Below are 16,941 nucleotides of genomic sequence, written 5' to 3'. Positions count from 1 at the left end.
GCCGCACCGGGACGCCGGGGCTGCATGCGCGCCCAGTCGGCGTCGAAGGGGTCCGCCGGGTCCCAGCGGTGCCCCGGCAACGGGAACCTCCCCTCCGGGAACGGGGGTGGGGGCCGGCCGCTTCGCGGCCGGCCCCAACCAGGTCAGACGTCGATGAAGTCGGCGATGATGTCGAGGGTCGACTCGACCGAGCCGAGTTGGGTGTTGAGGTGCTTGATCCACCGTCCCTTCGGTTGCAGGGCCGCGTGTGGGCCGACGACGGCGGTGATGAAGCGGCGGATCCGGTGAGTTTCTCCCTCACGATCGCGATCTCGTAGGCCTGGAGTTCGGCGGTGTCGGTGCAGAACCGGTAGCCGTCCTTCCTTGTCCAGATCAGGGGAGGCCAGCTGCGTTCGGCGATGACGTCGCGCAGGCAGGCCAGGCCTGCGCGGGCCTGGCTGGGTGTCAGCTCGCTGGAGCGGATGAGCTGGACGAAGGTCAGACCAGCCGGCCGGGCTTCGAAGAGTACGAACCGGACGGTGTCGGCGTGCCTCTGGGACGCCGCCGATCTGCGCTCGGAGGCGCGTGGCACTCTCCTACTCGCTTTGCAGGAGGCGGGCCAGTTCGCCGTCGACGTCGACCTTCCCGGTGTCCACGGCCGTCTCGATCCAGTCGAGGGTGGCGCGGACGCGGGCGACGTTCTCGTGGATGATGACGCGTTCGTCGTCGCCGAGCTGGCGATCGCGCAGGCCCGGGACGACGCGGCCGGACGCTGCGACGAACGCGTGGCAGGCGGTGACCAGGTCGAGGAACTCCACGGATCGGTCGATCGCGCGGATCGCCGGGGCGACGGGGCTGTTGCGCTCGAAGTCCTCGCGGGCCTGCTGGCCGCGTTCGACCTGGGCGCGGTTGACCTGGTGGCGGGCGGTGTCGTCGCCCATCGCCTTGAACGCGACGTCCGGGCGGCGCAGCAGGCCCGTCGTCACCTCGGTCGCGACGCTCTCGTCCCTGGTCAGCTCCTCGACGACCTTCACCTTGTCGGCCGGCGTGACCTTCGCGACGACTGCGGGGCGGCGCAGGATGTCCGGGGCGATGGCGGCGGCTACGTCGTCCTCGCGGGACAGTTCCGTCGCCGCCCTCACCTTGTCCTCGGGCCTGACCTGGGCGACCACGGCCGGGCGCCGTCAGCAGCACCGCCCAGCGGCAGCACCAGCAGCGCGGTGGGCACGAGGATGTCCTGGTCGCGGTGAAGGGTGCTGACGTCGGCCAGCTCGAGAGTGGCGGCCGCGGCCATGACCGCGGCGTGCGCGGCCGGTGAGACGACGAGGACGTCGGCCTGCCGCAACAACTTCTCGATCTGCCGGATCTCCCACCCGGCAGCTTCCCCGGCCGCCCGGGGCCACGGCGGCGGGGTGCCCCTGTTTGCCCAGCGTCATCGACCAGGCCGCGTCCCGCGCGGTGTCCTCGGGCCGGTCCGCGATGTCTGTGAGATTGCTGTGGAGCAGCACGGCGGACAGCTCGCTGACGACGTTGTTGATGTTGGAGGCGAGCATCGTCTGGACCCACGGGTTCCCGGCCAGTAACCGCCCGGTCTGCTCCCGTAGACGCCACGTCGCCCGGGCAGCGCCGGTCGCCGTCCACTCCTCAGCCTTGTCCCTGCTGCGCTCCCTCTTGCCCCGGCTCGCCCTGCCCGCCCGACAGCCTCCCCCACCACCCTGGCCAGTTGCCGAAGTCGTACCCGACCTCCGGGATCCGGACACGGCACGATCCAGCCGATGGCCGGTGCCTGCCCCGGAGCTGGTCCGTCGCAGCAGCCGTCGTTCAGAACTCCCAACGTAATACCGACTGGGGCCAGTTCGCGGCTCGTGCATGATGAACGGGAACGTTGTGGGTATCGGGAGGGCGTGTGGATGAGGGCGACGGGGTGGATCTGATCCGTTTGGTCGACTGGCCGGAGATCAGCCGGGGCCAGCTGCTGCTGATGCTGGGCCCGAAGAAGCAGCATCAGCTCGTTGCCCACCGCCTGCGTCCCCAGCTGGAGCGTCAGCTGGGTACGGACGTGGTCCTCATGCTCGAAACCGACATGGAGGATGCGGTACTGGGCATCCTTTGGGTCCCCGACCTCGTCGTGATCGACGAGGAGGAGGCCACAGCCGAGAGCGATGCCATCGACCCGCGCCGCTGCCACCTGGTGATCGAGATCGTCTCCCGGTCCAGCCCGAGCAACGACTACGAGAGCAAACTGCGCGACTATCCGGCACTGGGAGTGCCGCACTACCTGGTCGTCGACCCCGGGACGGGACCGCTGTCCACCACTGGGCGCCCACACGCCGCACTGGCGAACCCACGTACGACAACAGGCAGCACTACACCTTCGGAGACACCGTCACCGTCGCCGGCTGGAAGATCGACACCACTGCTCTGCCCCGCTACAGCGCGGACGCCGGACGGTGAACGACACCGCCGGCCTGGTGCGGTCCTGGCGCCGGCAGCGAGGCATGTCCCAGACCCGCCTGGCCGAACTCGCCGGGACCGGGCAAGCCGCGATCTCACGCATCGAATCCGGGCGGGACCTGCCCACCCTGGCACTCCTGGACCGCATTGCCTCGGCACTGGACTGCCGGCTGACAGTCACCTTCACGTCCGGCTCAGGGCAGACCCCGTCCTCATCCTGAACAGATGATCAAAAGAGCAGACAAGCGCGGGCGGGCTCGGCGCCCTCAGGCGCACGCGGTCCTGTACTCACGACGGTAGGCCTCTGAGAAGATCCGCGATCGCCGCCCGCGACCGATCCCCAAGATCGGTGCCAGAGCCTCATTGTCGTGAACGAGGCCATGGGCGGGGACGCGTGACGGCTGCATGTCGCGGAGCCTGGTCCGTCGTAGCCGGCGTCGCTTGTGCAGAGGCACCGGCCTAGCCCTGCACGTTTCCTCGGACCGCTTCCCGCCGGGGACCGCCGACGGGGATTCCCGTGCCGCGTGCGAGGGTCCACTGCAGATCTCCCGAGTCCGGGCAGGCCTACCATGACCCCAGCCGTCCTGTTGCCGCCAACTGGTCAAGCGTGCCGGTCAGTTCCGTGGGCTGGGCCCCGCAGGCGCGCGCGATCGCTGTCCAACCTCACCAAACACAGCCTCGACCAGCTCACCGTGCTGGTCAGAACCCGGCTCAAACGGATGCAGTACCGGCCCCACCTCATCGAGGGGCTCATCGCCAAGACCGGACTCGACTTCCAACCGCCGTAACCCCAGCCATTGAAGTCTCCAGTCACATAGTCCCTGTCTCTGCCACCAGTTGGCGCGTGGCGAGCGTTTCCGGGTGCTCGTGGCCCAGCCGACGCTGCTGAAGGTCCAGTACATGCCTATAGATTCGCGCGGCCTTCCCTGTCTGCCCACAGGCAGCCACTGCGTCGGCGAGGTAGCGTCGAGCGGTGATTGATCGGTAGTGGGCTTCGCCGAGAACCCGTTCCATGTCTGCCAGTACCTCGCGTAGCAGGTGTTCGGCTTCGTTGAGCCGCCCCTGACCGGCGATGGCCCTAGCCAGGTTCATCTGGGTGGTCAGCGTCAGTTGATGCTCGGTTCCCATGACCCGAAGTTCCATGTCCAGGAGTTCGCGGCACATCTGCTCGGCGGCGGCGTGATTGCCCTGTTCGTTGGTCCATCGGGTCAGGTCGTCCCAGGCGTCCAGGGTTCTTGGGTCCTCGTGGCCCACTGTCCGGCGGTCGCGTTCGAGTACATGTCGGCAGATCTCGGCTGCCTCAACCGGGCGTCCCTGCATGCCGATGGACCAGGCGAGGTCCACTCTGGTCGTGAGGGTTTCCCGGTGGTCGGCGCCCAGGGCACGGGTCATGTCGGCGATCAGCTCGCGGTACATCGGCTCGGTCTCAGCGAAGCGGCCCTGCGCCATGATCTCGCCGATCAGATGGTCCCGGGTGAGCAGAGTGTCGACGTGGTCCTCACCGAGAACCCTGCGCCGACCGGCCAGAACGGCGCGGAAGATCTCCGCGGCTTCGTGGGTCGCCCCTGCGGCGCCGAGATGGATTCCCAGATTGAGGCGGGCCGCGAGGGCATCAGGGTGTTCGTCCCCGAGCCGTTCGGCTGCCGCCAGGTTGGCGCGGGCCAGAATCTCGGCGTCGCGGGATGTCGGCCTCCCGATCCCCCACAGTGACCTGAATCCCTCCAGGCTGACCTTCAGCAGCGCGATCAGGTTCTCGGTTTCGAGGTGCGGGGCCATCCATGACACCGCAGCAGCCACGTGCGGGAGCAGCCGCTCCCAAGCCGACCAGTCACCTGGGCGGTCGCTGTCGAGTTCCCCGCCGGCTGCCGACAGAAGCTGTACGGCGGCTGCCATGACCGTACCTCCGCCCTCCGCCTGGGTCCGAAGGACTCGGGATCGGCAGATGTCCGCCACCACGGGATGCACGACGACATCGCGATGTCCCGCAGCCGGAACGTCCGCGACGTCGATCAGACCGACATCGGCCAGGCCACGCAGGGCTGAGGTGAACTTACGTGCGTCGTTGCCGGCTTCCAGCCGCAGGAGGCTCCCCGGAATCGGCGTGGCGGGGGCGAGACAGGACAGCAGATACAGCAGGCGCCGCGCTCGGTCCAGCCCCTGGACCGCGAGCGCGTCCAGCGAGAGCTCCCAGGTCCGGGACACCGCCGCCCGTGAGCCCGTACGGAGAGTGTCCAGGTCCGCGATCGCCTCCGGTGCCGCGACGCTGTCCAGTGCCCGCTGATAGTCGGCGAAGCCGTGCCAGCGTGCGAAGGGCGAGGCCAGGTAGGTCCCGGCCAGGTGCAGCGCGAGCGGCAGCGCGCCGAGCCGCTTGGCCAGAGCCATCGCCTCCCGTCCGGTGGGGTCCTCGACCGCGGGCGCCAGGCCGCGCAGCACGTGCGCCGCGGACTCGTCGTCGAGAGCCTTCAACACCCTTAACCGGGCCCATGAGCCCCACGTACGGGGATCACTGGTGCGGGTGGTCACCACAATGAGTACGCCCCCGCCGGGCCGGATCCAGCCGGTGCCGTCACTGGGGAGCGACACACCATCGGCAGCCAGCACGGCCGGCTCGTCGGCGTTGTCGAAGATCAGCAGCGCCCGCTTGGCCGTGCCGTCGAGGTACGTCCAGAATCGGTCGGCAGCGGTTGGTGTGCCCTCCCGTACCTCGCGCGCCACGGCATCGGGCGCGCCCAGCTGCCGGAGAACCTCCAGGACCCCACCGCGCAGGGACAACGGATCCGCCGCGTTCACCCACCACACCGGCCGGTCCCGGCGACGAGCCTCGGCGGCCAGCCGCAGCGCGACCGTCGACTTGCCGATCCCGCCCAGCCCAGCCAGCACCCACGTTCCTGGACGCCGCCTCCTCCAAGCGCCGCCCAGCGAGCCGTTCAGCTCGGCCAGCAGGGCATCACGGCCCAGAACCTGTACAGGAAGACGCCCCAACGGCACCGTGACCGGCAAAGTCCCGTCCACTCCCGTAGCCGGGTCGCCATCATCATCAGCTGCCCGGCCATTGCGGGTATCGCGCCGGTCCAGGATCGCGACACGAAGCTGCCACGCACCCAGGCCAAGCGCCACCACTCCTACTACGGCGCCCACGGTGTCAAGCAGAGCCATGGCTTCGACCTTAGGGCCCAAGACACATCCCAGGGAGTCGTACAGATGCCACTTCCCCCGTCAATCCGTCAGCGTGAGGATCACGCGTCTGCGGAGGAGTTCGAGGTTGGCCCGGCCAAATCCCATGCGCTTGAGGAGCTTGACGCGTGTCACGTGGCCCTCGACCTGGCCTGAGCTCCAGGAGGTGAAAAAGTAGCGGCGCAGCAGTTCATGCTTGAACACACTCGGCAGCGCTTTGCCCTGCCAGTAGCCACCCGTGGTTCCGCTCGACATGGAGCCCCCTGTCCCGCCCCTCGACTACTGCCCATTACAGACAGTGAGGCATTCGGGGGCGGTCGGCGAAAGGGCGCCATCCCGCCAACAGACTGGGAAGGCGATCCGTCAGGCGCCATTGTACGGGGGCGACTTCGGCGCGAGACGCCGCGCCTGCGTGATGGCCGCCGAATGGTTCGACGACCACGTGCAGCTGGACTGGCTGCTCGCCGAACGGGGCTGCCGCCGCCTGGAGCACGGCGTCGCCCAGATCGTGCGCCTGCGCGACGCCACGCTGTCCCCGCTGCGCATCGAGAGCGAGCGGCGTGCCGAGCAGGTGCGCCGCGTAGGCCTCGCGGCGCACCTTCAGCGGCACGGGCTCGTGTTCGATGAGGACGGCAAGGAGGCCTACGCCCCTCGCGACCGCAACGTCGACGCGACGCCCACCTTCGGCGCCACCTTCCGCAACTGACCCGCCCGGCCCTTCGCGGCCGGGCCCCGCACCACGCCAGGTACTGCTCCTACCCCTGCAGTGGAGAGAGACCATGCAGAGCATCACCGAGACCTCAGCGAAGACGACCGCCGACATCAACGAGGCGGCCCACGCTGCCGAGCGGGAGGCTGCCGAGGCCTCGCGAACCAGCTGCGGGACGCACTTGGGCTGACCCCGACATGCCCCGCTTCCACCACGGCCACGACCAGCACCGCCGTGCCGACCAGCTCATCCGCCGCGCCCGCGAGCGTGTCCTGGACCAGGCCCCGCTGGACGGCGACTTCACCCCCGAGGCCGGCTACAACGCCACCTGCGCCTGGCACCGGTTCATCTACCTGGAGCAGGCCGCCGACTCCGCCCTGGAGTACGTGCAGACCCTCAGCCTCTGGGACTTCTGCCAGTTCCTGGGCGACCTGGTGGTGGCCCGCGCGAAGAGCGGCAAAGCACAGGACCGCTACTTCTGTGAGCTCGCCACCCGCGTCACCACCGCGGCCCGCATCCGGCCCGAGGCCGCGCCTGTCGAGCGGCTCGCCCAGCAGCGCACCGAGATCCTGCACCTCGCGGACCAGCCGCACCTGAGCGACCACTTCACGACGATCGCCCCGTACAGCGCGTGGATCACGACCGCCTCGATGCCGGAGCCCCGGAGCACACCTGGGAGGCTGCCGTCTCCGGCTACCGCGTCCTGGGCAACGGCGTGGTCGACATGGACGCGGCCAGCATCACGCTGCACAGCACGAACCCCTTCGACCTAGAAGCCACGCCCGAGTGGCTGACGGAACTGATCGAGAAGTACGCCCCGGGCTCCTGGTAGTTCCGCTCGGACCCCCGGCCCTCGCGCCGGGGGTCCGCCGTTCCGCCGCCCAACTCGCCCCGGATTCAGGAGGCATGACCATGGAGCTGGCCTCTTCCGCCCTCGCTGCGGCGATCGGGATCGTGGGGATCGTGCTGGGCTTCCTCCTGCAGGACCGGTCCACCGCACGTCGCGACCGGCACGCCCGGCAGACGCAGCAGCGCGCGGAACTACGGCAGGTGATGGTCCGTTTCCTCACCCGGCTCGCCGCAATGCGCCGCCTGCAGCACGAGCGCTCCGAACCAGGAGCAAGGCTGACATGGACCCGGCCGAGTGGCTTCCGTCGGACGCTCACACGACTGCACCTACGCCGCCACGTGGGTCGGAACCAAGCTGCGCCGACCTGGCCGTCGACGAGTCCGAGGTCCAGGCACTCCTCGGACTCGCTGAGGACTGCCCCGACACGACCGTCGCCTACGAACCGGCCCCCTAACGGCCGTCGCCAAGAAGACAGCGAGTGACTCGGACGCGATGAAGGGCGTGCCGCCTCACCGACCCCGGATGAACCGGGCCGCGTGGCGGGTACATGACCTGATGCCGGCCAGGCGGCCTCACGGGGTTGACACACCCTTGTCTACCCCGTCGTGGACGGCATCGGGTGCGGTGCTCTTGTCGTACGTGTCCTGGTGGCGACGGACCTCGGCGCGCCGCTCGGCGGACCAGGCTGCCAGGGGGTCGATGGCGAAGAGCAGGGAGGCACCGAGGGGCGTGAGCGCGTACTCGACGCGGGGCGGAACTTCCGGGTAGGAAGTGCGGTCGACCAGGCCGCTGCGCTGGAGGTGCTTGAGGGTGTGGGTGAGCATGCGCCGGGAAATGGCGGGGATGGCGGTGTCGAGCTCGGAGTACCGGGCGTCGCCGACGGCCAGGACGCCGATGACCAGCATGCTCCACTTGTCGCCGACCAGGTCGAGGACCTCGCGGAGGAACTCCACCTCGTGCTCGTTCCAGCGCCCGCAGGGGCCCTGGAGGGGCAGCACGTTCACGCGCGCCTGACTGTTCGAGGCCGGCCGGCCCTCGTCGTTGCTCACGGCTGACGCCTTCCGGTCTTCCTCAGGAACATAGAAGTACCTTTTGTACCCCTTGCTGCGGTCATGCACAGTAGGCGGCGAACCAGGCGTCAACGTCCTGGTCGAAGCGGTTGCGCCGCGCACACGCGAGCGGAAACGACCGGCCGCGCCAGGCGTATTCCCGCCTGCGCGCCCACGCCGTCGTCCCCCGGCCGCCCACCCGGTGCCCGCCTCTACCGAATCGAAAGGGTGTGCCCAGTCATGGAAGGGCTCAAGGACAAGGTCTTCATCGTCACCGGCGGCGGATCGGGCATCGGCGCGGCCACCGTGCGGCGGCTCCTGGCCGAGGGGGCCCGGGTGGTCGCGGCAGGCAGCAGCCCCGACAAGCTCGCCCGCGCCCGGGAGCAGGCCGCAGAGGCGGCCGACCAGCTGTTCACGGTCCAGTTCGACCTCCGCGACGAGGCCTCCATCGCGTCCCTCGTCGCCCAGAGCACCGACCACTTCGGCCGGCTCGACGGCGTCGCCAACGTGGCCGCCGCCGTGAGCCCGGACCTCTCGGCTCGCGACCAGGGCGTCGACACCATGGACCCCGAGGTCTGGTCCGAGATGATGCGGGTCAACGTCATCGGCACCGGGCTCGTGATCCGCGAGAGCCTGCCCGCACTGGCCGCCGCAGGCGGCGGCTCGATCGTCAACGTCTCCTCCCTCGCGGCATGGCAGCGCGAGAACTGGCTGGCCGCGTACGCCTCCTCCAAGATCGCCCTGCACGCGCTCACCCGCCACACCGCACACGCGTGGGGAGGGAAGAACATCCGGGCCAACGCCGTCGCCCCCGGCGTCGTCCTCACCGAGAACGTCCGCACCGGCACACCCCCCGAGATCCTCCAGACCCTGCTGGACAAGACCGCACTCCCTCGACTTGGCGAGCCCGAAGACCTCGCCAACATGATCGTCTTCCTGCTGTCTGCCGAGGCCAGCTGGATCACCGGCCAGATCCTGTCCGTGGACGGCGGCGTGACCATGCGCGAATAGCACGTTGGGCCCGTGGCCGGGCGGCTCCAAGCATGGTGGTGAGGCGATGGGCGTTCGGCTCTCGTGCCGTGAACGGTCAAGGCCGAAGTACCCCGGCCGAACGGCCGAGGCCGGCGCGCGCACGTGAACGGCCGAGAGCAGCGTGAAAGCCAGTACCCGGGCGCCGGCCCAGGTCATGTCAATAAATTGGAGGATCGCGATGACCCCGAAGGACACCGTCCTTGCCGCCGTCGGCGACTTGTTCGGCAAGAAGGACCCGAGTGCGGTGGACCGCTGGATCTCCACCGACTACCGCCAGCACAGCTCCCTCGCCGCCGACGGCCCCGAGGGAGTACGGCAGCTGATCGCGAGCCTGCCCGACGGCTTCCGCTACGACAACGTCCGCGCGATCGCCGACGGCGAGATCGTCGCCCTGCACGGCATCTATCACGGCCTCGGGCCCGAACCGCTGGCCGCCTTCGACCTGTTCCGTGTCGCCGACGGCAAACTCGCCGAACACTGGGACGCGCTGACCCCGGTCGTGTCACCGACCGCCTCCGGCCGCTCCCAGACCGACGGTCCCACCGGATCCGGCGACCCGCACCAGACGCAGGCCAGCCGGGAAGCGGTCACCACTTACGCGCAGAAGATCCTGGTGGGCGGCGACTACTCCGCAGCGATGACCAACTACGTTTCCGAGGCCTACCACCAGCACAACACCGAGACTGCCGACGGCCTTGACGGTGCCGGCGCGGCGGCCCAGGCCCTGGCCGAGCAGGGCACGAACATCGTCTACACAAAGATCCACAAGATTATCGCCGAGGGTGACCTGGTCGTGCTCCTGTCCGAGGGTGAATTCGGCGTCCCCGTCGCCTTCTACGACCTGTACCGCGTCGCAGACGGCAAGATCGTCGAACACTGGGACATCATCGCCCCGATCCCCGCGTCCCTGCCGCACGACAACGGGCTGTTCTGACGCCTTCGGACACCGTCCGAGTGTGGCGGTGAACACCGCGCGGTTCGAATGACGCTCCCCGCCAGCTGGGGCCTCCGGCTGGACGGCGAAGGAGCGGGAGACGTACGCGAACGACCAGGACGACGCCCGTGCCCTTATCGCCGTGCCCGCGGGGAGCAACCGGTCCAAATCGGACCAGGACCGAGTATGTGGGTGCCGCCGTACGAGGCCTATCGCTGCCAGCGCGTCACCGACTGGGTCGCCGACAAAACCCGCTACGGCCTGGCCGTCGACCCGAGCTAAGAGGCCGCGCTGTCCGAGACGCTCAGAAGCTGTGTCACATCCTCTTTTCGCAGGTCACGGGGCGTAGAGGATGGTGGTGATCCCGCTGGCCGTTCGGTTGGGCGTCGATGGTCGCTGTTCCGAACGGTAGCGGCAGCGCGATGACCTTCAGAGGGCTGCGAGAGACACCGGCAACGCCTCGGTCTGGCGGCGGGGGCGGGCCAGTCGGCGGGTCATGAGGGTGATGAAGGCCCACTGGATGTGGGCTTCGGCGTGGGACATGAGGCGCTCGCAGTCCCGCGCATTGCGCCGGGCCCGCATCGTCCACGAATTCGACCGCTCAACCACCCAGCGCTTGGGCAACAGGACGAAGCCCTTGGCGTCCTTGGGCCGGGAGACGACCTTGACGGTGATGCCGAGGGTGGCCTGGGCCCACGTGCTGAACTCGTCGCCGCCGTAGCCGTTGTCCGCCCAGACCAGCACGATCTCGGGGTGCTCGGCGTGAAGGCGGGTCAGCAGGACACGGGCCGCGTCCCGGTCCTGGACGTCGGCCGGCGTGACGAGCAGGTCGACGAGCAGGCCGTCCTGATCAACCAGTAGATGCCGCTTCCGCCCATTTATGTGTTTGTTTGCGTCGTATCCGCGTGTCGCCTTCGACACGGTCTCCGCGCCCTTGACGGACTGCGAGACCACGATCACCCGGACCGGCCAGGGACACCGCCGTCGCCGCAGCCGCAACCGCCGCCGAAGTTGATCGAGGATGCGCCGGAGGACACCGGCCTTCGCCCAGCGGGCGAAATACCCGAACACCGTGCGCCACGGAATGCCGAAGTCAGCGGGCAGCGCGCGCCACTTCGCCCCGTTGTCGGTGATGTAGCGGATGGCATCGACCACACGCCGGCGGGGCCATTTCTCAGGAGCTCCGCCCTGGGATCGCCGGCCCCGGCCTGCGCCGGGAGATCCACGGCGGGCTCCAGGTCGTGGAGAACTGGAACAGCGCGAATACCGTGCTCCACTATGGCAAGGACGGGGCCCTGACCGGGCCTGACAAGGAGCACGCCGAGACCTCGATGCTCGCCCTGCACCTGCTGAAGTCCGCGCTCGTGCACATCAACACCCTGCTGGTCCAGCAGGTCCTGGGCGAACCGGCATGGGCATCGAGGCTGAGCGATGAGGACCGGCGCGGTCTGACCGCGCTGTTCTGGTCCAACGTCAACCCGTACGGCACCTTCCGCCTCGACATGAGCAAGCGCCTCGACCTGGGGCCCGCCGCCGTTCCCCGTCCCCGGGCCCCGGCAGACGCCGGGGCCCGATCGGGCGCAGAGGCACGATGAAAGACTTCCAGGATCTCGCGGACCCGCCCGTGAACGAAGCCGCGTGGCGGGCGCTCGGTGGGCTCGCCGGCTCTTACGGGCGAACGCCCTGGAGCCATCCCTGGGCGTCGAAGACGGCGACGGGGTCCAGGTAGTCGCGCCAGTGGGTCACCTTGCGGTCCTTGATGGTCACGACGGAGACGAAGCGGTTGTCGTAGGGCCGCCCTGTGGGGACGGACGTGCCGTGCACTTCGTACTCCAGGACGACGACGGAGGTCTCGGGGTCCCGGTGCACGCGGAGGTTGTCCGCACCGTGCAGCTTCACGTAGTCGCCGTAGTCGCGGTACAGGTCGATGATCCCCTGGCGTCCCTCGACCCGCCGGGGGTAGCCCGGCACGGTGATCACGTAACCGAAGACCACGTCCTCGGCCAGCAGATCGTAGAAGTCCTCCGCGTCGACCAGGCCGTCCAGGCCCTCCTTGATGATGCGGAAGAACGGGCTGTCCGCCCCGACCAGGGGCGTGTCGTCGCTGACCGTCTTGCTCACTTCGCCTCCGAGGCCCACGCCTGGGCGTCGCGCTCGGCGAACGCGCGGAAGGCAGTGGCCGGCTGGCCGGTGACCTTCTCGATGTCGCCGGTGGGCGTGGAGCCGTTGCCGGTGACGATGGCGCCGGTGAGCCAGCGCATCATCACCGCGTAGTCGGCGGGGACGCCTGCGGCGACCGCGCCGCTGATCCACGTCTCCTGTTCGATGTCGCGGTAGGCGATGGGGCGGCCGCTCACGGCGGCGAGGGCGTCCGCGACGTCACCGAAGGTGAGGGCCTGCGGGCCAGTGAGCGCGTAGGCGGCACCGGCGTGGGTGTCGGGGTTCAGCAGCGTCTCGGCCGCGACCGCTGCGATGTCGGCCGCGTCGACGAAGGCTTCCGTGTTGCCGCCGCTTGGGACGGTGATCGCTCCGTCGATGACCGGGATGTGGCCGTCGGCGAAGTTCTGCATCACCCACGAAGGGCGCAGGACCGCGTGCGTGATGGTGCTGCGGGAGGCCAGATCGGCCTCGACGGCTGCGATGTCGATCTCCGGCGGCGCCTGGTCGGCGTTGCAGACGCTGAGGTAGGTGACGTGCCGCACGCCGGCCGCCTCGGCGAGGTCCAGGAACGCGCCGACCTGGTCGGCGTAGCGGACGCGCATCGTGGGCGTGACCAGGTAGAGGCGGTCGGCGCCGGCCAGAGCGACCGCGTGGGTGGCCGGGTCGTCCCAGTCGAACCGGACGTCCGCTCCGCTGCGCGCCGCGGTACGGGTGGCGCTTCCCCGCCGGGCGAGCGCGTCGGCCAGCAGCGAACCGGTCCGACCCGTGCCGCCAAGGATGAGCGTGGTGGAGGCTTCATTGTTCATGACTCCATGCTTGCGGCCCCAGGCAAGACAAACCATGCGTGATTCGCTCGTCTTTTTACGTGAAGCTCTCGGGCCTTGACCTTGGCTGCCCGTGCTGGTCAGGCTGGTCCCATGGACTTGCTAACCGACCACCTGGTGCGGGCGCGCGCCGCCGGCGCGGTGTTCGCGCGGACGGTCGCCGAACCGCCGTGGGGACTGCGGCTGGGCGGTTCGATACAGCTGTCGGTGCACACCGTGGTCCGCGGCCGGGGCTACCTGTGGCTCGGCATCCCCGGCGGCACCGTGGAGCTGATACCGGGGACCGTCACGCTGGTGCGCGGCGGCCCGGACCACTACATCGGGCACGAGCCGGGCGCCGCGTGCCTGGAGCCGGAGGAGTTCCGGGCACACCACGCCCGGATGGGCCCCGGGGACAACCCGCAGGCCACCGTGTTCCTGTGCGGCGCCTACCAGTTCTCCGGCGATGTCGGCGCCGGGCTGCTCGACGCACTGCCCCAGGTGATGACCCTCTCGGCGGCCGACGACGACCCGCTGCGGGACGTGATCACGTTGCTGTCCCGCGAGCTGGTCCGCAGCGAACTCGCCCAACAGATAGTTCTGGACCGCCTCCTGGACCTGCTGCTCGTCCTGGCCATCCGCAGCGAGTTCCGCCGCAGCACGACCGCACCACGTTGGTACCGGGCATCCGCGGATCCGCGGCTGGGCGCCGCGCTGCAAGCCATGCACGAGAACGCGGCCCACCCGTGGACAGTCCCTGAACTCGCCGCGATCAGCGGCCTGTCCCGCGCCGCGTTCGCGCGGGCGTTCCGGGACGCACTCGGCCAGGCCCCCGTGCAGTACCTGACCGAATGGCGCATGACCCTCGCCCGCGACCACCTGCGCGCCGACGACCTCAGCCTGGCCCAGATCGCCGACACCATTGGCTACGGCTCACCCTTCGCGTTCGCCGCAGCCTTCCGCCGACACCACGGAGAACCACCAGGAACGTGGCGACAGAGGGAACGAACAACCGCACACACACGGCTGCTGACCACCCACCCCGGGTCGTGAGCGGCGATCGACCGCGCCCGCCGGCCAGTCGGACCCGGCGTCCGACCGCAGCAGATGGCACCGGCTTTCGGCCGTGTCCTGTTTCATAGGTGGTCGCTCGTGAAACACCTCTCCGCCCGGCGGCCCACGTGTGCCGATCATGTTTCATGAGTTGTTGCAAACAACTGGACGGCTGAAACACCCTCATGAAACGCTCCGGAGCTGTGAGCGACGACTTCAAGTGTCAGTTCTCGAAGTCGGTTGCGCGGATGACCGGAGTCGGCTGCACGTGCGGGACTCGCCGTCCTCACCACGGCTGCCAGCGTGATACTCACGAGGTGGGGTCGGTCGCGCCCGCCTCTGCGAGGACCCGGTGTGCGGTGGCGACCGAGGTGTGCTCGCCCTTGTTCTTACCGGACGGGATGACGAGCTTGCAGGCGATTTGAGGGACGGGGACGCCGCCGGCCCGCAGGGTGCGGGCGTAGGCGATCACGTCGTCGTCGACGGCCCTTGGGGCGCCAGCCGTCCCGACCGCGTTCGCGGGCGGATGCCTGCCTTCGAGGGGCTGCCTGGCGCCGTCGAGCCCGTCGATGGACGGCCATACTGCCACTCGGGCGCTCATTCACCCCAGGCTTCGGCGTCGCTCTTACCGTGACCGTATAGGGCGAGGGCGTCTTTCAGCGCGGCCCGCTGCTGGTCCGCCATCGGCCCGAGGACACAGACAGGGACCATCCCGTTGCGGAGGGAGTACATCCTGTAGGTACGGCCACCCTGGCGGACGGAGTTGGTCACGAGACTTGTCCCCCTTCGCGAACTTGACGTGGAGACCGGCGCTACACCGATAGGTGCTACTGACGACTTCTTCGATGGCGAACGTCTGCACCTGGTTCCACAGGTATTCATGCTTGGTCAGGCCCTTGGTGGTCCTGATGCCAGGCCCCGCCGGGGACGGTTTCGATGCTGGCCCGGCGAAAGGGCCGGTCGATTTTCCGGCGAAGAGCACTGACGTTGACCTCCACAATGTTCGCGCCGCCCTCGTATGTGCTGTCCCAGATTTGGTCGAGGATGGCGGCCTTGCTGATGGTGATGTCCGGGGTCGCCGCGAGGAGTGCCATGACATCGAACTCGCGGGGAGTCAGGGCTATGTCCTGCCCCGCCCGGCGGCGACGTCGAGCACCTGTGTAGATCTCGACGTCGCCGAAGTGCTGGACGACCTGCCGTTCGGGGCGTGCCCGGCGGATCAGAGCACGAAGCCTGGCATTGAGGACGACGAACGAGAAGGGCTTGGTCAGGTAGTCGTCGGCGCCGGTTTCCAGCCCCTCTGCTTCGTCGTACTCACCGTCCTTCGCCGTCAGCATCAGGATCGGGGTGTTGTCGCCGACGGAGCGGAGGTGGCCGCAGACCTTGTAGCCATTCAGGCGAGGCATCATGACATCAACGATGATCACCTCGTAGTTGTCGGACGCCGCCATGGCGATACCGTCCAGGCTGTCACTCGCAGAGTCGACCGCGAAACCCGCTGCACGAAGCCCCTGTTGGAGCAGGGCCACGAGTCTGGCGTCGTCGTCCATCACCAGCACGCGCATAGCATCCACCTTGCGTCACGTACCGCGCCGGGCGCTGAAGGCGATCTTCAGAACGTTCAGCGGCCCTGGCGCGGCGATGAGTTCGGTCGTACGTGTGAGTGCGTCGCGGCCCAATCCCGTTTGTGGTCAGACCGTCCTGATCAAGGCGTCGTGCTGCACCTGCTTGATCAGTTCCTCTGTTACGGGCGGCCAGAGGCTGCGGTAGTTCCCGGTGTCCGCCCTGATGATCTCGACCATCGTGTCGGAAGCGGGCGGCGAAACTGCCCGGCCAGCGGCCCCCATCGCCGTCAGGTGACGGACAGCTCGGAGAGCTCGATGGAGATGAGGATCGACTCCGGCAATGCGCGAGCATCCTCCTGAACAGGCACGACGTACCGATGTGTGGGGAAGACCAGTCCCGACGCCGTGAGGTGTTTGCCTGTGAAATGCGCGGCCGACGTCCCGCCCAGCACGTCAGGTGCGTAGTCGTGACGGCGCAACAGTCCAGCGGCGTCGTAGTAGAAGACCTGCTCGACGCAGTGCGTGGCTATCTCTTTCGGAAATGTGGCTCGTAGCCGCCGCCAGTCCTCATTCGCTTCATGCCAGGGGGCCAGTTCTGCCAGTACCACGCCGGGGCGCGTCAACAGGTAAGGGGTGGTGAGGTAGTTCCACATCGCGTACCCGGCGAAGTACAGCGCGTGAAGCTCGTCCCAGGGGGCACCCTGACTCAGGCCGGCGAAGGCTTCGCGTGGAGCCGTCCGCTCCGCGACGCCTACGCCGTCCTTCCCGAGTATTGCGACACGATCGGGCGTGAACAGTCCGCGCAGTTCCGGGCTGGTGAAACCTGCGAAGACAAGCCGCTGCCGCTGTACGTCGACGGTCAAGTCGGCGCTTGCGAGGATTCCTTCCTGACCCACGAGGGTCCACAGGTCTCCTCCGATGGCGCCTTTGGCGTGGATGGTTGTCGCTTGTTGCCACCGTGGGAGGCCGCCGTGTGCCTTCAGAACGAGATCCATCAGGTCGCTCATGTGGCCTTGTCCATTCTGCCTGATGGTTTCTTACCGGGCTGCTGACCGAGGTGGCAGATCTGCCGTGCCAGGGCTTGGGGGTGGTATCCGATGCCCGGTGCAGCGCGCTGCAAGGTGTGACTTGCGGCGCGCCACTGCGTATCTGCCGTGCAGGCCCACCAGTGGCTTGTCA

Annotated in this window: 19 protein-coding genes and 3 pseudogenes; 8 read left to right on the top strand and 14 right to left on the bottom strand. The window is 68.7% G+C overall.

The genetic code is table 11. The features are described from left to right. Nucleotides 1–143 precede the first annotated feature (143 nt). From ACFVKT_RS35745 to ACFVKT_RS35735, 3 genes and pseudogenes are all read right to left on the bottom strand, one after another. Nucleotides 144–571: pseudogene (locus ACFVKT_RS35745) on the bottom strand (RacP protein). A 4-nt stretch (nt 572–575) separates the two neighbouring features. Next, a pseudogene (locus tag ACFVKT_RS35740) lies at nt 576–1,151 on the bottom strand (DUF6192 family protein); the annotation flags it as partial. Then, nucleotides 1,118–1,324: a hypothetical protein gene (locus tag ACFVKT_RS35735; RefSeq protein ID WP_385739555.1), complete on the bottom strand. Its 207-nt coding sequence runs from the start codon at nt 1,322–1,324 to the stop codon at nt 1,118–1,120. The pseudogene ACFVKT_RS35740 and the gene ACFVKT_RS35735, both read right to left, overlap by 34 nt. 636 nt (nt 1,325–1,960) lie before the next feature. On the opposite strand from ACFVKT_RS35735, the pseudogene ACFVKT_RS35730 reads away from it, so the two are divergent. Beyond that, nucleotides 1,961–2,272 (top strand): annotated as a pseudogene (locus ACFVKT_RS35730) (Uma2 family endonuclease); the annotation flags it as partial. Between the two features lie 157 nt (nt 2,273–2,429). Continuing rightward, a complete protein-coding gene (locus ACFVKT_RS35725) occupies nt 2,430–2,654 on the top strand; it encodes a helix-turn-helix domain-containing protein (RefSeq protein WP_385739552.1) in 225 nt (74 codons plus the stop codon). Between the two features lie 589 nt (nt 2,655–3,243). Here ACFVKT_RS35725 and ACFVKT_RS35720 read toward each other — a convergent pair. Next, complete coding sequence (locus tag ACFVKT_RS35720; RefSeq protein WP_385739549.1) at nt 3,244–5,589, bottom strand: tetratricopeptide repeat protein; 2,346 nt, start codon at nt 5,587–5,589, stop codon at nt 3,244–3,246. Between the two features lie 60 nt (nt 5,590–5,649). After that, nucleotides 5,650–5,862: a hypothetical protein gene (locus ACFVKT_RS35715; protein ID WP_385739546.1), complete on the bottom strand. Its 213-nt coding sequence runs from the start codon at nt 5,860–5,862 to the stop codon at nt 5,650–5,652. Nucleotides 5,863–6,022: 160 nt separating this feature from the next. Here ACFVKT_RS35715 and ACFVKT_RS35710 point away from each other — a divergent pair, with 160 nt between their 5' ends. After that, nucleotides 6,023–6,313: a hypothetical protein gene (locus ACFVKT_RS35710; RefSeq protein ID WP_385739544.1), complete on the top strand. Its 291-nt coding sequence runs from the start codon at nt 6,023–6,025 to the stop codon at nt 6,311–6,313. A gap of 200 nt (nt 6,314–6,513) precedes the next feature. Then, nucleotides 6,514–7,089 (top strand): hypothetical protein, encoded by a 576-nt coding sequence (locus tag ACFVKT_RS35705; RefSeq protein ID WP_385739541.1) that lies wholly within the window; start codon nt 6,514–6,516, stop codon nt 7,087–7,089. Nucleotides 7,090–7,738: 649 nt separating this feature from the next. On the opposite strand, the gene ACFVKT_RS35700 is transcribed toward ACFVKT_RS35705, so the two are convergent. Next, the gene (locus ACFVKT_RS35700; protein WP_385739538.1) at nt 7,739–8,215 is read right to left on the bottom strand and encodes a winged helix-turn-helix transcriptional regulator; all 477 of its coding nucleotides are present in this window, start codon (nt 8,213–8,215) and stop codon (nt 7,739–7,741) included. A 240-nt stretch (nt 8,216–8,455) separates the two neighbouring features. On the opposite strand from ACFVKT_RS35700, the gene ACFVKT_RS35695 reads away from it, so the two are divergent. Beyond that, nucleotides 8,456–9,226 carry an SDR family NAD(P)-dependent oxidoreductase gene (locus ACFVKT_RS35695; RefSeq protein ID WP_385739535.1) on the top strand — a complete coding sequence of 257 codons (771 nt, stop codon included), beginning with the start codon at nt 8,456–8,458 and terminating at the stop codon, nt 9,224–9,226. Between the two features lie 199 nt (nt 9,227–9,425). After that, complete coding sequence (locus ACFVKT_RS35690; RefSeq protein WP_385739532.1) at nt 9,426–10,181, top strand: nuclear transport factor 2 family protein; 756 nt, start codon at nt 9,426–9,428, stop codon at nt 10,179–10,181. A gap of 429 nt (nt 10,182–10,610) precedes the next feature. Here ACFVKT_RS35690 and ACFVKT_RS35685 read toward each other — a convergent pair whose 3' ends face one another. Continuing rightward, a complete protein-coding gene (locus tag ACFVKT_RS35685; RefSeq protein WP_385739529.1) occupies nt 10,611–11,336 on the bottom strand; it encodes an IS5 family transposase in 726 nt (241 codons plus the stop codon). Nucleotides 11,337–11,350: 14 nt separating this feature from the next. Between ACFVKT_RS35685 and ACFVKT_RS35680 the strand changes: the two genes are divergently transcribed. Beyond that, the gene (locus ACFVKT_RS35680; RefSeq protein WP_385739669.1) at nt 11,351–11,776 is read left to right on the top strand and encodes a Tn3 family transposase; all 426 of its coding nucleotides are present in this window, start codon (nt 11,351–11,353) and stop codon (nt 11,774–11,776) included. Nucleotides 11,777–11,849: 73 nt separating this feature from the next. Here ACFVKT_RS35680 and ACFVKT_RS35675 read toward each other — a convergent pair whose 3' ends face one another. Together ACFVKT_RS35675 and ACFVKT_RS35670 are read right to left on the bottom strand one after the other, a co-directional pair. Continuing rightward, a complete protein-coding gene (locus ACFVKT_RS35675) occupies nt 11,850–12,302 on the bottom strand; it encodes a nuclear transport factor 2 family protein (RefSeq protein ID WP_385739526.1) in 453 nt (150 codons plus the stop codon). Next, nucleotides 12,299–13,147 carry an NmrA family NAD(P)-binding protein gene (locus ACFVKT_RS35670; RefSeq protein WP_385739523.1) on the bottom strand — a complete coding sequence of 283 codons (849 nt, stop codon included), beginning with the start codon at nt 13,145–13,147 and terminating at the stop codon, nt 12,299–12,301. Before ACFVKT_RS35670 ends, ACFVKT_RS35675 begins: the two co-directional genes overlap by 4 nt. 111 nt (nt 13,148–13,258) lie before the next feature. Between ACFVKT_RS35670 and ACFVKT_RS35665 the strand changes: the two genes are divergently transcribed. Beyond that, nucleotides 13,259–14,197, top strand: coding sequence for a cupin domain-containing protein (locus tag ACFVKT_RS35665; protein WP_385739520.1), 939 nt, complete (start codon nt 13,259–13,261; stop codon nt 14,195–14,197). A gap of 310 nt (nt 14,198–14,507) precedes the next feature. Here ACFVKT_RS35665 and ACFVKT_RS35660 read toward each other — a convergent pair whose 3' ends face one another. The 5 genes from ACFVKT_RS35660 to ACFVKT_RS35640 form a co-directional block, all read right to left on the bottom strand. After that, nucleotides 14,508–14,798 carry a hypothetical protein gene (locus tag ACFVKT_RS35660; RefSeq protein WP_385739518.1) on the bottom strand — a complete coding sequence of 97 codons (291 nt, stop codon included), beginning with the start codon at nt 14,796–14,798 and terminating at the stop codon, nt 14,508–14,510. Continuing rightward, entirely contained in the window at nt 14,795–14,968 is a 174-nt protein-coding gene (locus tag ACFVKT_RS35655; protein WP_385739515.1) for a hypothetical protein, read from the bottom strand. Before ACFVKT_RS35655 ends, ACFVKT_RS35660 begins: the two co-directional genes overlap by 4 nt. 107 nt (nt 14,969–15,075) lie before the next feature. After that, a complete protein-coding gene (locus ACFVKT_RS35650) occupies nt 15,076–15,762 on the bottom strand; it encodes a response regulator transcription factor (protein WP_385739512.1) in 687 nt (228 codons plus the stop codon). Between the two features lie 126 nt (nt 15,763–15,888). After that, nucleotides 15,889–16,044 (bottom strand): hypothetical protein, encoded by a 156-nt coding sequence (locus ACFVKT_RS35645; protein WP_385739509.1) that lies wholly within the window; start codon nt 16,042–16,044, stop codon nt 15,889–15,891. A gap of 5 nt (nt 16,045–16,049) precedes the next feature. After that, entirely contained in the window at nt 16,050–16,769 is a 720-nt protein-coding gene (locus ACFVKT_RS35640; RefSeq protein WP_385739506.1) for a hypothetical protein, read from the bottom strand. Between the last annotated feature and the right edge of the window lie 172 nt (nt 16,770–16,941).

The organism is Streptomyces sp. NPDC127595 (assembly GCF_042671685.1).
In the GTDB taxonomy this organism is placed as follows: Bacteria; Actinomycetota; Actinomycetes; order Streptomycetales; family Streptomycetaceae; genus Streptomyces.
Note: the sequence above shows the minus strand (reverse complement) of the source record. Positions and strands in the feature narration are given on the sequence as shown.

Excerpts from the sequence above, each read along its gene's own strand:
- ACFVKT_RS35640 (WP_385739506.1), bottom strand. The coding sequence starts at position 16,769 with ATGAGCGACCTGATGGATCTCGTTCTGAAGGCACACGGCGGCCTCCCA.
- ACFVKT_RS35695 (WP_385739535.1), top strand. The coding sequence starts at position 8,456 with ATGGAAGGGCTCAAGGACAAGGTCTTCATCGTCACCGGCGGCGGATCG.
- ACFVKT_RS35720 (WP_385739549.1), bottom strand. The coding sequence starts at position 5,589 with ATGGCTCTGCTTGACACCGTGGGCGCCGTAGTAGGAGTGGTGGCGCTT.
- ACFVKT_RS35660 (WP_385739518.1), bottom strand. The coding sequence starts at position 14,798 with ATGAGCGCCCGAGTGGCAGTATGGCCGTCCATCGACGGGCTCGACGGC.
- ACFVKT_RS35710 (WP_385739544.1), top strand. The coding sequence starts at position 6,023 with ATGGCCGCCGAATGGTTCGACGACCACGTGCAGCTGGACTGGCTGCTC.
- ACFVKT_RS35705 (WP_385739541.1), top strand. The coding sequence starts at position 6,514 with ATGCCCCGCTTCCACCACGGCCACGACCAGCACCGCCGTGCCGACCAG.
- ACFVKT_RS35665 (WP_385739520.1), top strand. The coding sequence starts at position 13,259 with ATGGACTTGCTAACCGACCACCTGGTGCGGGCGCGCGCCGCCGGCGCG.
- ACFVKT_RS35690 (WP_385739532.1), top strand. The coding sequence starts at position 9,426 with ATGACCCCGAAGGACACCGTCCTTGCCGCCGTCGGCGACTTGTTCGGC.
- ACFVKT_RS35715 (WP_385739546.1), bottom strand. The coding sequence starts at position 5,862 with ATGTCGAGCGGAACCACGGGTGGCTACTGGCAGGGCAAAGCGCTGCCG.
- ACFVKT_RS35670 (WP_385739523.1), bottom strand. The coding sequence starts at position 13,147 with ATGAACAATGAAGCCTCCACCACGCTCATCCTTGGCGGCACGGGTCGG.
- ACFVKT_RS35650 (WP_385739512.1), bottom strand. The coding sequence starts at position 15,762 with ATGCGCGTGCTGGTGATGGACGACGACGCCAGACTCGTGGCCCTGCTC.
- ACFVKT_RS35645 (WP_385739509.1), bottom strand. The coding sequence starts at position 16,044 with ATGGGGGCCGCTGGCCGGGCAGTTTCGCCGCCCGCTTCCGACACGATG.